General features: G+C 71.7%; 10 protein-coding genes. 6 read left to right on the top strand and 4 right to left on the bottom strand.

Going from position 1 to position 13,335, the window contains the following annotated elements; genetic code table 11:
* Positions 1-5 precede the first annotated feature (5 nt).
* Together F1C12_RS10840 and F1C12_RS10835 are read left to right on the top strand one after the other, a co-directional pair.
* Complete coding sequence (locus F1C12_RS10840) at positions 6-2,144, top strand: alpha-galactosidase (RefSeq protein WP_185275040.1); 2,139 nt, start codon at positions 6-8, stop codon at positions 2,142-2,144.
* Positions 2,128-3,045, top strand: a complete 918-nt coding sequence (locus F1C12_RS10835; RefSeq protein ID WP_185275039.1) for an aldose epimerase family protein — start codon at positions 2,128-2,130, stop codon at positions 3,043-3,045. The genes F1C12_RS10840 and F1C12_RS10835 overlap by 17 nt, the downstream gene beginning before the upstream one ends.
* A 41-nt stretch (positions 3,046-3,086) precedes the next feature.
* Here the strand turns inward: F1C12_RS10835 and F1C12_RS10830 are convergent, their stop codons facing one another.
* Positions 3,087-5,189 carry an NPCBM/NEW2 domain-containing protein gene (locus tag F1C12_RS10830; RefSeq protein WP_185275038.1) on the bottom strand — a complete coding sequence of 701 codons (2,103 nt, stop codon included), beginning with the start codon at positions 5,187-5,189 and terminating at the stop codon, positions 3,087-3,089.
* A 160-nt stretch (positions 5,190-5,349) separates the two neighbouring features.
* On the bottom strand, positions 5,350-5,814 hold the full coding sequence (locus tag F1C12_RS10825) for a MarR family winged helix-turn-helix transcriptional regulator (protein ID WP_185275037.1): 465 nt from the start codon (positions 5,812-5,814) through the stop codon (positions 5,350-5,352).
* Between the two features lie 61 nt (positions 5,815-5,875).
* Between F1C12_RS10825 and F1C12_RS10820 the strand changes: the two genes are divergently transcribed.
* Genes F1C12_RS10820 through F1C12_RS10810 form a run of 3 tightly spaced genes read left to right on the top strand, consistent with a single transcriptional unit; the run spans position 5,876 to position 7,731 of the window.
* Positions 5,876-6,244 (top strand): VOC family protein, encoded by a 369-nt coding sequence (locus F1C12_RS10820; protein ID WP_185275036.1) that lies wholly within the window; start codon positions 5,876-5,878, stop codon positions 6,242-6,244.
* A gap of 57 nt (positions 6,245-6,301) precedes the next feature.
* The gene (locus tag F1C12_RS10815; RefSeq protein ID WP_185275035.1) at positions 6,302-6,742 is read left to right on the top strand and encodes a MerR family transcriptional regulator; all 441 of its coding nucleotides are present in this window, start codon (positions 6,302-6,304) and stop codon (positions 6,740-6,742) included.
* Entirely contained in the window at positions 6,739-7,731 is a 993-nt protein-coding gene (locus tag F1C12_RS10810; protein WP_185275034.1) for an NAD-dependent epimerase/dehydratase family protein, read from the top strand. Before F1C12_RS10815 ends, F1C12_RS10810 begins: the two co-directional genes overlap by 4 nt.
* 82 nt (positions 7,732-7,813) lie before the next feature.
* Here F1C12_RS10810 and F1C12_RS10805 read toward each other — a convergent pair whose 3' ends face one another.
* Positions 7,814-9,961, bottom strand: coding sequence for a chitobiase/beta-hexosaminidase C-terminal domain-containing protein (locus tag F1C12_RS10805; RefSeq protein ID WP_219732602.1), 2,148 nt, complete (start codon positions 9,959-9,961; stop codon positions 7,814-7,816).
* Between the two features lie 403 nt (positions 9,962-10,364).
* Between F1C12_RS10805 and F1C12_RS10800 the strand changes: the two genes are divergently transcribed.
* The gene (locus tag F1C12_RS10800; RefSeq protein ID WP_185275033.1) at positions 10,365-12,119 is read left to right on the top strand and encodes a hypothetical protein; all 1,755 of its coding nucleotides are present in this window, start codon (positions 10,365-10,367) and stop codon (positions 12,117-12,119) included.
* A gap of 127 nt (positions 12,120-12,246) precedes the next feature.
* Here the strand turns inward: F1C12_RS10800 and F1C12_RS10795 are convergent, their stop codons facing one another.
* Positions 12,247-13,278, bottom strand: coding sequence for a LacI family DNA-binding transcriptional regulator (locus F1C12_RS10795; RefSeq protein WP_185275032.1), 1,032 nt, complete (start codon positions 13,276-13,278; stop codon positions 12,247-12,249).
* Positions 13,279-13,335: the final 57 nt, after the last annotated feature.

Genomic DNA, 13,335 nt, shown 5'->3' with positions numbered 1-13,335 from the left:
AACACATGTACGTCGACACGGACCTGGTACACCTGCGCGCGGGGGGCACGAGCGTCGTCGTCCTCCTCGACGACCACCGCCTGCCGCGCATCCTGCACTGGGGCGACGACCTCGGCGACCCCGGAGCCGAGGAGCTGGCCGCCATCGCGCGCACGGCCCTTCCGGCGGTCGGCGACAGCCTCGTCACCTACCCGCAGCCGGTGCCCGTGCTCGCGCAGCTCCCGGAGGGCTGGCTCGGCCGGCCGGGGCTGTCCGGTGACTCGGCGGGCCGCCGGTGGGCGCCGCTGTTCCGGGTCGTCTCGGCGGACCTGGACACCTCGGCAGACGGCGTGACGCTGACCGTCAGGGCCGCGGATGAGCCGTACGGGCTCTCGCTCACCCTGGAGCTCTCGGTGCTGGCGGCCAGCGGGCTCGTCCGGCAGCGCGCGCGGCTGCGGAACGACGGGGCCGACGTGTTCCGGGTCGATGGCCTCGAACTCGCGCTGCCCGTCCCCGCCGAGGCGGACGAGGTGCTCGACCTCACCGGGCGCTGGGCGCTGGAGCGCGTCCCGCAGCGCCGTGCCTTCGACGTGGGCGAGTGGGTGCGGACCTCCCGCGGCGGCAAGCCCGGGCTGGAGCACACCCTCCTGCTCGCGGCCGGCGAACGCGGCTTCGGCTTCCGCTCCGGGAGGGTGTGGGCGACGCACCTCGGCTGGAGCGGCAACCAGACCCTCGCGGCCGAGCGCACCCCGGCCAACATCCGACGGCTCTCCGCCGTGGAGGGCCTCGCGGCCGCCGAGGTCGAGCTCGCGCAGGGCGACGAGTACGTCACGCCGTGGCAGTACGGCTCGTGGGGCGACGGGCTGGACGAGCTGGCCGCGCGCTTCCACCGCCACCTGCGCGCGTCCGGCGGGTATCCGTCCGGACCGCGACCGGTCCTGGTCAACACGTGGGAGGCCGTCTACTTCGACCACGACCCCGCGGCGCTCACGCGGTTCGCCGAGGCGGCCGCCGCGATCGGGGCGGAGCGCTTCGTGATCGACGACGGCTGGTTCACCGGCCGCCGCGACGACACCACCTCGCTCGGCGACTGGGACGTCGACCCCGAGCGCTGGCCGGACGGGCTCGGCCCGATCGCCGATCGCGTCCGCGAGCTCGGAATGGACTTCGGTCTCTGGTTCGAGCCGGAGATGATCAACCTCGACTCGCGCCTCGCCGCCGAGCACCCGGAGTGGATCTTCGACGCCGGCCACGGCCCCGGCCTCCCGTCGCGCCAGCAGCACGTCCTCGACCTGGGGCATCCGGAGGCGTACGCGTACGTTCTCGACCGGATGAGCACGTTGATCGGCGAGCTCGGCATCGCCTATGTGAAGTGGGACCACAACCGCTACCTGCTCGACGCGGGCCACACGCCGACCGGGACGCCCGGGCTGCGCGCGCAGACCCTCGCGGCGTACCGCCTGATGGACGAGCTGCACCGCCGCCATCCCGGGCTGGAGATCGAGTCGTGCGCGAGCGGCGGCGGCCGGATCGACCTGGGCGTGCTGGAGCGCACGCAGCGCGTCTGGCCGAGCGACTGCAACGACCCGCACGAGCGGCTGGAGATCCAGCGCTGGACCGGCCTGATCGTCCCGCCGGAGCTGCAGGGCACGCACATCGGCGCGGAGGAGTCGCACACGACGCACCGCAGCCACCCGCTGTCGTACCGCGGCGAGAAGGCGGTCTGGGGGCATCTCGGGGTCGAGATCGACCTGCTGACGGCGTCGGAGGAGACCCGGAGCGCGCTGGCGGCCTGGATCGCCTTCCACAAGGAGCATCGCGCTCTGCTGCACTCGGGCGTCGTCGTGCACGCGGACCTCTCCGAGGAGGCCGCCCGTCTGCAGGGCGTGGTCGCTCCGGACGGGAGGGAGGCGCTGTACGCCTACTCGCTCGTGGAGCGGCCGCGCACCTGGCCGGTCGGCCGTGCCGGACTGCCCGGTCTGGACGATTCGCTGATGTACGACGTGCGCGCGGTGTTCCCCGCCGGCGAGCGCCCGGCCGGCGATCAGCCCCCGTGGCTGGCCGACGGCGCGGTGCTGAGCGGACGGGTGCTGCGGCTGGTCGGGATCGAGCTGCCCTCGCTCGACCCTGACCGCTCCGTGCTGCTGCATGTCCGCGCGGTCTGAGCCGGTCCTCCTCGCACAGAGCTTCGCCGGCCGGCGGGTCGACGCCGTCGTCTCGCCGGTCGGCGCGAGCCTCCAGGGGCTCGCCGTGGGCGGGCTGGAGCTCGTCTGCGGCGACGCGGACGGCCCGGTCGCGTCGTCGGGCGCGGTGCTCGTGCCGTGGCCGAACCGGGTCCGCGGCGCGTGCTGGTTGCTGGACGGAGAGCCGCAGCGGCTGGAGGTGACCGAGCCGGCGGGCAACGCCCTCCATGGGCTGGTCGCGGCGACGCCGTTCGAGGTGATCGCGCGGGACCGCTCGTCCGTCGAGCTGGCGGCGACGGTTCGCGGTGCCGTGGGCTATCCCTTCGACCTCGATGTGGTGGTCGCGTACCGGCTCGTGCCGACGGGCGTGCGCTCGTCGATAGCGGTCGTGAACCGGAGCCGCGTCCCCGCGCCCGTCGCTGTGGGCGTCCATCCGTACCTCCGGGTCGGCGACGCGCCGGCGGCGGATCTGACGATCCAGGTGGACGCCGAGCGCACGCTTCTGCTCGGCGAGGACCATCTCCCGCTCCGGGAGACGGCCGTCGAGGGGACCGGGTTCGATCTCAGGCTGCCGACCGCGCTCGCCGAGGCGCCGTCGCACGCCGCGTACACGGGCCTGCGGTCGCAGGCCGTTCGCGTCCGCCTGCGACTGGCCGATGCCCGCTCGTCGGAGGCCGTCGAGGTGTGGGCGGACGACCGGTTCCGCTGGGCGCAGGTCTATGTCACCGACGAACTGCCCGGGCTGCCGGCCGGCGGCGCCGCCGTGGCGCTGGAGCCCATGACCGCCCCGCCGGACGCGCTCAACTCGGGGACCGACCTCCACTGGCTGCCGCCGTCGTCGCGCTGGGTGCTGGACTGGGGCGTCGACCGCGCCAGGGCATGAAGAAGGGGGCGCGCGCGCACGCCCCCTTCTCGGTGGTGGTGTCAGCTGCAGCTGATCAGCGGGGCCGCCCAGTCGGCGCGGTCGTTGTAACCACCGTCGCCGGCGTCGCCCACGTGCAGGACGAGCTCGCGCGCTCCGGTCAGGTTCACATCGAAGGTGACGGCGTGACCGCGGGTGACGACTCCGCTGTCCCAGACGGTCTTACCGTCTGCGACGAGGGAGAAGGTGGCCGTCCCGCCCTCCGGGCCGACGTTGTTCACCACGTCGTCGATCCCGACCGTGCCGGTGAGGCGCGTGCACGCCCCGCCGACGTAGTAGCGGATGTCCGACGGGCTGGCGACGCCGAGGCCGGTCGGGTAGGTGACGCCCGCGACCCGGATCGGGTTGCCACCGCCGACGCTCTGATCGACGGCCGGCGTCATCCACCCGCTCGTGGCGGAGACCCACGGCTGATGGGAGAGCGGCTGGTCCGCGCCCGACGGCGGCGCAGGAGCCACGGTCACCGTGGCCGCGGGAGACGCGACCGTGACCGCGCCGCGGATCCCGGTGAACGAGACGGCCGCGCCGATGGACGAGGATCCGACCGCCGTCCCGGCGGGGACCGTCACGGTGAAGCCGGCCGTGGCCATCCCACCCGGGACGATCAACCCGGGCTGCCGTGCGGACGCCGTGCTGGTCCAGCCGGACGGCGTCGTCAGCGTCACCTTCGGCGACAGGGCCGGGGTGGTGCCGTCGTTGCGCACGGCCACGGTCACGGCGAGCGTCGAGCCGGCGGCGGCGAGGAGGTCGCCCGTCGGCGTGATCGCGGTGCCGTTCACCGCGGTGAACGACGGAGCGCCCACGAGCACGCGCGGGCTCTGCGGCTGGCCGGTGCCCTTCCGGACGATCAGCACGGAGACGCCGTGCGCCGGGACGCTGGAGCGGATGCTGTTCTTGGCCTCGCTGAGCGCGTGCGTCCAGGCGTCCTTGATCGTCACGCGCGTCGCGTCGATGCCGACGGCGGACGGAGTGGTCGCGATGTCGGCGGCGGTGTCGCCGCGGTTGACGAGCGCGACGGCGAGGGAGCCGTCCGCGAGGGGCTTCGTCCACGTCTCCGTCGTCCCGGCCGCGCCGACCCGCACGGCCTGCTTGCCCAGCGGGTCGCGGTCGATGGCGAGGAGGTCGGGGTTGGTGAGCGTCGCGACCGTCGCCGGGGTGAAGGTGCGCGGATCGCTGCCGACGACCAGGGGAGCGGCCGACATCGACCACAGCGCCATCTGCGAGCGGAACTCCTCGTCCGTCATCCCGAGCTGCGGGCCCAGATAGTCGGGGTCGTTCCAGTGTCCTGGCCCCGCGGCCTCCGGGTGCCGCGCGTTCGCGTCGAAGTTCCGGAGGACGTCGGTGTACTTGATCGAGTTCACGAAGCCCACGTCGGTGTAGGTGCGCCAGGCCTGCGCGATCGACGGCGCGTAGCTCCACGTGTTGGTGGACTGCTGCGACTCCGGGTAGTTGCCCCAGTCGGGCGAGGTCACCGGGTTGCAGATGTCCAGGATGATCGGCCGCCCGCTGCTGTTGTGCCGCAGTGCGTCGGCGAACTGCGTGTAGACCGTCTTCGGGTCGAGGTTTGCCGTGATGCCGCAGAGGAAGTCCACCTTGACGGCGTCGAAGCCCCACTTCGCGAAGGTGTCGGCGTCGGTCTGGTAATGACCGTAGCTGCCGAGGCCGCACGAGCCGGGGATGTACGGACCGGCGTCGGTGTAGATGCCGGCCTTCAGGCCCTTGGCGTGGATGGCGGCGGCGAGAGCGGCCATCCCGTCGGGGAAGCGGGTGGGGTCGCCCTGCAGCAGGCCGTCGGCGCCGCGCGGAGTGGAGGCCTGCCAGCCGCCGTCCAGCCACACGATGTCGTAACCCGCCTTGGCGAGGCCGCTGGAGACCAGATGGTCGGCGACGTCGAGCACCTGGGCGGCCGTGTAGTCGCCGCCGAGGCCGAAGTACGTGTTCCAGCCCGCGTAGGGGGTCGCCGCGAGCCCCGGGGTGGGTGAGGTGGGCGCCGGCGTCGCGGTCGCGTGCGCCGGCGCGGCGTCCGCGGGGAGGGCCGTCGCGGTCACCGCGCTGAGGGCGAGCAGGGCTGCGACCCCTAGCCCGACCACGCGTTTGGTCAACATGTGAGCTCCTGACTTCGTCGTCATCCACGCAGGTGCGGGGACACCCCATGACACCGCGCGGCACCGGCGCGCCGGAATGGAGAGACGACGGAATACCTGGACACATCGATGATCCGGGCGGACGCCGGCCGGGGATGCGAGTGGCCGCTTTGCAGGGCGGCTACGGCGCGGGCGCCGGGTCGTCGCCGCGCAGCGACCGGATCATGCTCGTCAAGCTGGCGAAGGCGGCGGATTGGTCGGCCGGGGTCATCCCGGCCAGCATTCTCACCTCCACCGACCGGACCGCCGCGCTCGCCGTCGCGAGGCTCCGCCGGCCCTTCGCGGTGAGCCGCGCGGGGAGCGCCTTGCCGACCGGCGCCTGCTCGGGGCGCGTCACGTATCCGTCGCGCTCCAGGGCCTGCAGCAGCACGTTCATCGTCTGCCGGGTCACGAAGGCGCCGCGGGCCAGCTCGGAGTTGGACAGTCCGGGGCGCTGGGCGAGCAGTTCGAGGCACGAGTAGTGGGTCACCGTCATCCCGAGCGGACGGAGGACCTCCTCCATCGCGGCGCGGAGGGCGCTCGACGCCTCCTTGAGCAGGTATCCCAGCGACGTCTCGAGGTGGATGACCTCAGCGGCTTCACTCATGTCAGTAGTCTGACATAGACTCGGTCGTGTCAGATAACTGACACACGAGAGGAGTTCCACCATGACCGCCATCGGCCCCGATTTCATCTCGCTCCAGACGCGAGACCTCGACGCCTCGCAGGCGTTCTACGAGCAGTACCTCGGCCTCGTCCGCTCGCCGGCCGGGCCCCCGCACGCTGTCGTGTTCGACACGCAGCCGATCGCGTTCGCGCTGCGGGAGGTCGTCGAGGGCACCGACCTCGGCTCCGTCGCCCGGCCCGGCCTCGGCGTCGCGCTGTGGCTGCGCGCCACGGACGTCCAGGCGATCCACGACGCCCTCGCTTCCGACGGCCGCACCATCGTGTCCGCCCCGATCGACGGCCCGTTCGGCCGGACGTTCACGTTCGCCGACCCGGACGGATACCACGTCACCCTCCACGACCGGGCCTGAGCCTGCACGGAAGACTGCGCTTGACTTCAAGCGCTTGAGGTCTGTTCTGATGGGGACATGACCAGTTTGAGCATCCAGGACGTGTCCCGGCAGAGCGGTCTCAGCGAGCCCACCCTGCGGTACTACGAGGAGGTCGGCCTCCTCGGCCCGATCGCCCGCGACGGCAGCAGCGGACACCGGCGTTACAGCGAGGGCGACCTCGACACGGCGCAGGTGCTCGCCTGTCTGCGGGCGATGGGCGTCGGGATCGAGGACATGCGCACGTACCAGGCCAACCGGCTGCGCGGGCACGACACGGCGGGCGAGCAGCGGGACATCCTGCTGCGGCACGCCGTGCGCGTGGAAGAGCAGATCGCGACGCTGCGCACCCACCTCGACTACCTGCGGGCGAAGGCCGCGCTGTGGGACGCCCGCGCGCGAGCCGATGTGGCGGCGGAAGCCGAGGCGCACATCGAACTGGAGGCCATCCTTCCCCGACTCGAGGAGACATTCCGATGAACGCGACCCCCACCACCCGCACCACCAGCACTCTGGTCACCGGCGGCAACGGCTACCTGGCCACGCGGCTGATCGCCGACCTCCTCGCCTCCGGGATCGCTGTGCGCGCGACGGTGCGCACTCCCGAGCGGGCCGACGACGTCCGCGCCGCGGTCCGGCGCGCCGGGAGCGACGACGCCGGGCTGACGTTCGTGGCGGCCTCCCTCACCGACGACGACGGCTGGCAGGATGCCCTGGCAGGGATCGAGGACGTGTATCACGTCGCGTCGCCGATGATCCAGACGGCGGACCCGGCCGAGGTCGTGGTCCCCGCGCGGGACGGTTCGCTGCGCGTGCTGCGCGCCGCCCGCTCGGCCGGCGCCCGGCGCGTGGTGCTCACCTCGTCGTTCGCGGCGGTCGGCTACTCGCCGAAGCCGGTCCGCGACTACGACGAGTCCGACTGGACCGACCCGGAGACGCCGGGCCTGCCGGCCTACCCGCTCTCGAAGGCCGTCGCCGAGCGCGCGGCGTGGGACTTCATCGAGCGGGAGGGCGGCGACACGGAGCTGGTCGTGATCAACCCGACCTGGATCGCCGGCCCGACGCTGACCGCCTCGGCGCGGTCGTCGCTGCAGGTCTTCACCGGAATGCTCGACGGCACGATGCCGGCGGTCCCGCGCCAGCGCTTCGGCATCGCCGACGTCCGCGACGTGTCGGCGGCCCACGTCGCCGCGATGACGACGCCGGAGGCCGCGGGCAAACGCTACCTGGTGCTCGCGGACGGCCCGACGATGACCTTCCTCGACGTGGCGAACGTGCTGCGCGCGGAACTCGGCGAGCTCGCGCAGCGTGTGCCCACCGTCGAGCTGCCGGGTGAGGAGCCCGCGCCGCTCGTCATCCACAACGAGCGCGCGAAGGCGGAGCTCGGGCTGCGGCCGCGGCCGGCGGTGGAGACGATCGTGGCGACGGCGGAGAGCCTGCGGGGGATGGGGATGCTGGCGGGGGCGTAGCCGCGGCAGTGCCTGACGCGACGACGCCCCGGGTCCCGGCCATCGACCGGGACCCGGGGCGCCACCAACAGACTCCGCCGGATCACCCCTGCTGCAGCGACAGGTAGAACACGTCCTCGTTCTCCGTCTGGTTGAGGTCGTGCACCGTGGGGTCGGCGTCCATGATCGGCACCTGGACCTGGATGGCGTTCCTGCCGACGCTCTTCCACGTGAGCGGGGTGCGGTTGCCGAACAGGTCCACGCGGTCCAGCGACGTGACGTTCTTCACGTTCCTCAGCGTCACCGTCATCGTCGGGTCGCCGAAGTTCAGGTGGATGGTGTCACCCGTCGTCTGGTCCTCGAAGATGTCCGCCTGGTTCTGCCGCTTCAGGTCGATCGCCAGGACGACGCGCTTGTCGTCGAGCCGGAAGCCGTTCGCCGTCGACAGGGCCTCGTTCAGCTCCGGCTTCAGGCCAGGGGAGGTCGTGAAGTCGGTGTAGGTCTCGGCCTTCGTGCCGCGCAGCAGCGAGGCGAGCGTCACCAGGGTCTTGCCCTTCGCGCTCAGGTCGCTGCCGTTGTAGAGCGTGCGGTTGTAGCCGTACGCCGCCGAGTCGTTCGGAGACCAGTTCGCGAAGTACATCAGCTTGACCTGGTCGGGGTTCGCGCCGCCCTTGGACAGCGCCCACTCGAACACGCGCGGGTAGATGTCGGCGATGAACTTGTCCTCCGTCGTGAAGCCCAGCTCGGTCTGCCAGACGGACGGGTTCTTGATCCCGCGCTTCTGGGCGGCTGCGTAGATGGTCTGCATGGTGCCGATCGGCATGTAGTGCATGTCGTAGACGTCGATCGACTTCCACGCGTTCCACTTGTCCAGCAGCGCGATGTACTCGCTCAGCGGGGCGCCGCAGATCCAGCCGCCGTAGACCACCTTGGCGCCGGCGGCGTGGATGACCTTCGCCGCGGGGAGCTGGATGTCCTGCATGTACTGGTCCATGCCGCCCTCCCAGAAGCCGGACCCGGGGTACGCCTCGTTCCAGACCTGGAAGTAAGTGATGCCGAGCGGCTTGAGGGTGTCGACGGCGAGCTTCACGAAGTTCGCGTAGTCGGCCGGGTCCTGCGGGGGAGTGCGGCCGATGTTGGTCTGCGCCGTCTGGTCGGAGAGGACCTTGCCGGAGGCGTCCTTCACGGTGAGCTCGCGCACGAAGTTGTAGCCCTGCGTGCCGGTCACCGGCCCGTACGTGTAGGTCTTGCCGTGGAACTCGTAGCTGTAGCCGGTGCGGTTCGCGGCCCAGTCGGCGGTGTAGCCGAGCACGGGGAGGATGGTCTCGCCGTGCGCCTTGGCCTCCGTGAACTGGCGGACGTACTCGGCCAGCGCGGCCTGGTCGATCTGGCCCTTCGCCGGTTCGACGCTGCCCCAGTTGAAGTCCTGGCGCGACCACTGCAGATTGGAGGCCAGGCCCGTCGTCCCGGCCTGGTTGACGCCCGCGAACGCGCGGAACGGCTCGTTCAGCACGAACGGGAGGTCGGTGACCGCGCTCGGGGCCCCGGTCGGCGAGATCGCGACGGCCTTGATGTCGGTGTCGGCCGTGATGGTGATCGGCGTGCCGTAGGTCTTCGCGGTGCCGGAGGTAGTGGGGTCGGAGCCGTCGGTCGTGTACGCGATGCACGCGCCGGCGGTCGAGCTCGCCAGCTTCACGGCGTCGCCCACGGTGATCGAGCCGGCGCCGGGAGTGGCGGTGACCACGGCGGGAGGCGTCGAGAGCTCGGTGGTGACCGTCGCCTTCAGCTTGCCGGGGACCCACCAGGTCGAGACGCCGTCGTCGACGAACAGGATGTCGTCGCCCTTCGCCGCAGTGAAGTTCAGGTCGAAGTTCGTCGCCGTGCCGGTGTAGGTGAGGAGCTGGGCGAAGGCGCCGGGGTTGCCGATGGTGTTCGGGTCGCCGTCGTGCGAGACGAGCACGCGGAACCGGCCGCCGGGGGAGGTGAAGGAGCCGGTGATGTGGACGTTCTTGCCGTCCGCGGCATCCGGGACCGTGTACGTCTCGGCGATCTGGCGCCAGTCGGTGCCGATCGAGCCGTCGGCCTTCACGAACCAGGCGTGCTCGGGCTTGCCGGTGTCGGCCGCCCACTCGTCGGCGGCGAAGGCTCCGGCCCCGCCCTTGTTCAGCATCCCGACGGAGGTGCCGTCGATGGACTCGTAGGACCACCGGCCGGCGCCCACGACGTTCGTGTCGAGGTGGTAGTCGGCCACGTTGTCGGAGACCGGGTTGGGGACGGGAGCGGGGCAGTCCGCGGGCGCGGGTTTTGCGCTCGTATTGACGTTTGCTGGATGCGCAATTGCTTGCGCTGAGGTCGGAATCGCAACCGCGCCGAGCAAGGCCAACGCGGTGACGACGGATAACGATCGAATCTTCACAGTGAACTCCGTCGTTCGAAATCGGATCGAGAACGCGCGGATTCGCGCGGCTCGGCCAGAGTAGGGCCAGCTGTGCGCCGGTGTCAATCGTTTGCGACCGCTGGCTGTCGGGAGGCGAACGGGGCTTGTGCTCGCGGCCGGGGAGGCTCATTCTTAGGCGTGCAAGTGATTGCGCTATTTGTGCAGCCAGCCACCACGACGACGTGTGCGCGCCGTGACGAACCCAGGAGTCACGAAGATGAACGAACGCCATGATCCCTCGCATCCCATCCCGCGCCGGGTCTTCCTCGGCGCCGCGGCGGCCGCGTCCGCCACCCTGGTCCTCGCGGCCGCCGCGCCACCCCGCGCATCGGCGTCCACGCTCGGCGTCCGGCCGATGGCGGACTCCCCGAACGCGTCGCCGGACGGGACGACGATCCCGTCCGCGGCCTCCATCACCGACAACGGCGGCCACGTCTGGACCGTCTCCGGCGGGGTGATCTACCGCGACGGCGCCACGGTCGGCAACACGTTCAATGTGTCCGTGCTGCTCTGGTACGGCGGGATGGTCTACCACTGCGGCACGGGCGGCCAGTGGTACGTGGTGCTGGGCGACGTGTGGCGGCCCTCCACGGATCCGCGCATCGCGCTCTCGGCGCCGGCCGGCCTCGGCTACGGGGTGAACTCGCACCACGACACGTCGCTGTCGCCCGCGACGATCGCCGCGGCGATGGCGGGGCTCGGGGCGTCGGTGCTGCGGGTGAACACTGGCGGCGATACGGGGACGATCGGCGCCGCGGCGGCTATCGCGCAGTACCTGCACGGTGCCGGCCTGGCGACGTTCCCGGTGATCGACGCCGGCATCCGCTCGGGCGACGCTCTGGCCTTCGGGTCGGAGGGTGACGCCTACACGGCGGCGCGCGCCATCGGGGTGAACGTCGCGACCGCGTTCGCCCCCTACGGGGTGACGATGTACGAGTGCGGCAACGAGCTCACCCGCGACCCGTACATCATCCAGCCGGACCACGTCGCCGACGCCGGCACGAAGGTGGTGGACTTCAACAACGCCAACTGGCCGATCATGCGCGGCTTCATGCGCGGACTGATCGACGGAGTCAAGGCGGTCCAGCCGGGAGCGCTGTGCGGGATCAACTTCTGCAAGTCGGACGTCGCCGCAGCGGACGCGCTCTGGGACGGCATGCAGCCGGACGGCTCTGGAGGCCATCCGACCGTGCGCTGGGACCTCACCACCTGGCACAACTACGAGGGCGACGGCGACATCTTCCACATCGGGACGGACGGCGCCGGGCCGTCGTTCAACCTCCCGATCTACTGCAAGGCACGCTACGGCAAGCCGTTCCTGATGACCGAGTGGAACTCGGACCCGAACCAGCCGCTCACCTACCGCGCGTCGTACATCCCCGGGCAGCTGGACGAGTTCCGCACCGCGCGCACCACCGTCGGCTTCCAGTCCGCGATGATCTACGAGCTCGACGGCGGCACGCAGTGGGGCCTGACCGAGGCGGACGGGACCCCGCTCGACCCGCCGTACACGGCGTACCAGAGCTACGTGACCGCCCACCCCGACGCCGTCGCCAGCCTCGCGCCGATCGGCTCGACCATCTCGCTGAAGGCGTCGAACGGTCTCTACGTGAGCACGCGGGTGAACGCGGACGGCACCGCACCGGTGGAGGCCGTCGCCACGGTCGTGGACACGTGGGAGAAGTTCACGGTGGTGGACGCCGGAGGAGGCGCGATCGCGCTCCGGGCGCTGGCCAACGGGAACTACGTGAGCGCGTGGCAGAACACGACGGGCGCGCCGCTCGTGGCGCTGGTGACGGCGATCGGCGCCTGGGAGAAGTTCCGCTGGGCGGTCACCGGCGGCAGTGCGGGGCTGGTCGCGCTGGCGAACGGCCAGTTCGTCAGCGCACGGCAGGACACGGCGGACACGCCGCTGCTCGCGGAGGCGCCGCGGCTGCAGGGCTGGGAGACGTTCCAGTGGGCGACGGCGTGACCGTCGCCAACGGAGGACATCCACCCCGCCACGCCGCCCGATGACGCCCAGCGGAGGAGATCCGGCCGCCTCAGCCCGCGATCTCCTCCGTTGGCGACCGGGCAGGCTCCTCCGGTAGCCGCCGGCCTCACATCACGTCGTACGGGTCCAGGGTGGGGCCGACCGTGGAGCGGCCCACCACGAAGCGGGGGGCCACGTACTCCACGCCCGGCTCGCCGCCGCCCCCGATCACGCTGAGCAGCCGCTCCGCGGCCTTCTCGCCGACGGTTCCCAGCTCGGGGTCGAAGGTGGTGAGCGGGTCGTCGGGGCGGGCCACGCCGGCGAGGCGGTTGTCGTAGCCAACGATCGCGATGTCGTCGGGGACGCGGATGCCGTGGCGGTGGAACGTCGCGAACAGGCCCATCGCGATCTCGTCGTTGGCGGCGAAGATCGCGTCGACGGGCTCGCCCGCGGCGATGATCCGCTCGGCGGCGTCGGTGCCCCAGCGCTGCAGGTAGCTGCCGTAGAGCGGGCCGCCCATCGCGATCTTCATGCCGGCGGCGGCCATGGCCTCCGTGAAACCGGCGGCGCGGGCGTCCACGGCCGGCTCGTGGACTGCGGCCGTGACGTGCGCGATGTTGCGGCGGCCGAGGGTGATCAGGTGCTCGGCGGCGGTGCGGCCGGCGCCGCGGTTGTCCGGGGCGACCACGTAGTCCGTCTCGGGGGTGGCCGAAGAGGAGGCGAACACCACGGGGACCGAGAAGTCCTCCGACAGGACCAGGCTCGCCCGGTTGGGGTCGTCGCCGACGACGAGGATGCCGTCGATGCGTCGCGAGCGCAGGCGCTTCAGGTACTCGTTGAGCATGCGCGGCGTCCCGTGCGCGTCGAGGGTGACCGCCGCGATGTTCTCCCGGCCGAGGTAGTCGGTCGCTCCGACGATGAGGGGCATGCTGAACCGACCGAGAGCGGCCTCCGCCAGCACGCCGACGATGAAGCTGCGGCCGGTGACGAACGAGCGGGCGATCATGTCCGGCTGGAACTGGAGGCGCTCCGCCGTCTCGATCACCTTCGCGCGTGTCTCGGGGGAGACCCGGCCCACGCCGCCCAGGGCTCGGGAGGCCGTGGTCAGCGAGACGCCCGCCGCGCGCGCGACGTCGCTCATGCTGGCCCGCTTCGTCATCAGTCCTCCTCGAGTGTGGCGCTCACCCAACGGTAGGGCACGCGCGGCCTGGGTGTC

It is taken from the genome of Leifsonia shinshuensis, assembly GCF_014217625.1.
Classification (GTDB): domain Bacteria; phylum Actinomycetota; class Actinomycetes; order Actinomycetales; family Microbacteriaceae; genus Leifsonia; species Leifsonia shinshuensis_A.
The sequence above is the reverse complement of the archived record's forward strand: the minus strand, read 5'-3'. Positions and strand labels throughout refer to the sequence as shown.

What these genes read in the sequence shown, in the direction of transcription:
- F1C12_RS10840 (WP_185275040.1), top strand. Translation starts at nt 6, where the DNA reads ATGTACGTCGACACGGACCTGGTACACCTGCGCGCGGGGGGCACGAGC.
- F1C12_RS10820 (WP_185275036.1), top strand. Translation starts at nt 5,876, where the DNA reads ATGACCGCCATCGGCCCCGATTTCATCTCGCTCCAGACGCGAGACCTC.
- F1C12_RS10825 (WP_185275037.1), bottom strand. Translation starts at nt 5,814, where the DNA reads ATGAGTGAAGCCGCTGAGGTCATCCACCTCGAGACGTCGCTGGGATAC.
- F1C12_RS10835 (WP_185275039.1), top strand. Translation starts at nt 2,128, where the DNA reads ATGTCCGCGCGGTCTGAGCCGGTCCTCCTCGCACAGAGCTTCGCCGGC.
- F1C12_RS10810 (WP_185275034.1), top strand. Translation starts at nt 6,739, where the DNA reads ATGAACGCGACCCCCACCACCCGCACCACCAGCACTCTGGTCACCGGC.
- F1C12_RS10815 (WP_185275035.1), top strand. Translation starts at nt 6,302, where the DNA reads ATGACCAGTTTGAGCATCCAGGACGTGTCCCGGCAGAGCGGTCTCAGC.
- F1C12_RS10795 (WP_185275032.1), bottom strand. Translation starts at nt 13,278, where the DNA reads ATGACGAAGCGGGCCAGCATGAGCGACGTCGCGCGCGCGGCGGGCGTC.
- F1C12_RS10830 (WP_185275038.1), bottom strand. Translation starts at nt 5,189, where the DNA reads ATGTTGACCAAACGCGTGGTCGGGCTAGGGGTCGCAGCCCTGCTCGCC.
- F1C12_RS10800 (WP_185275033.1), top strand. Translation starts at nt 10,365, where the DNA reads ATGAACGAACGCCATGATCCCTCGCATCCCATCCCGCGCCGGGTCTTC.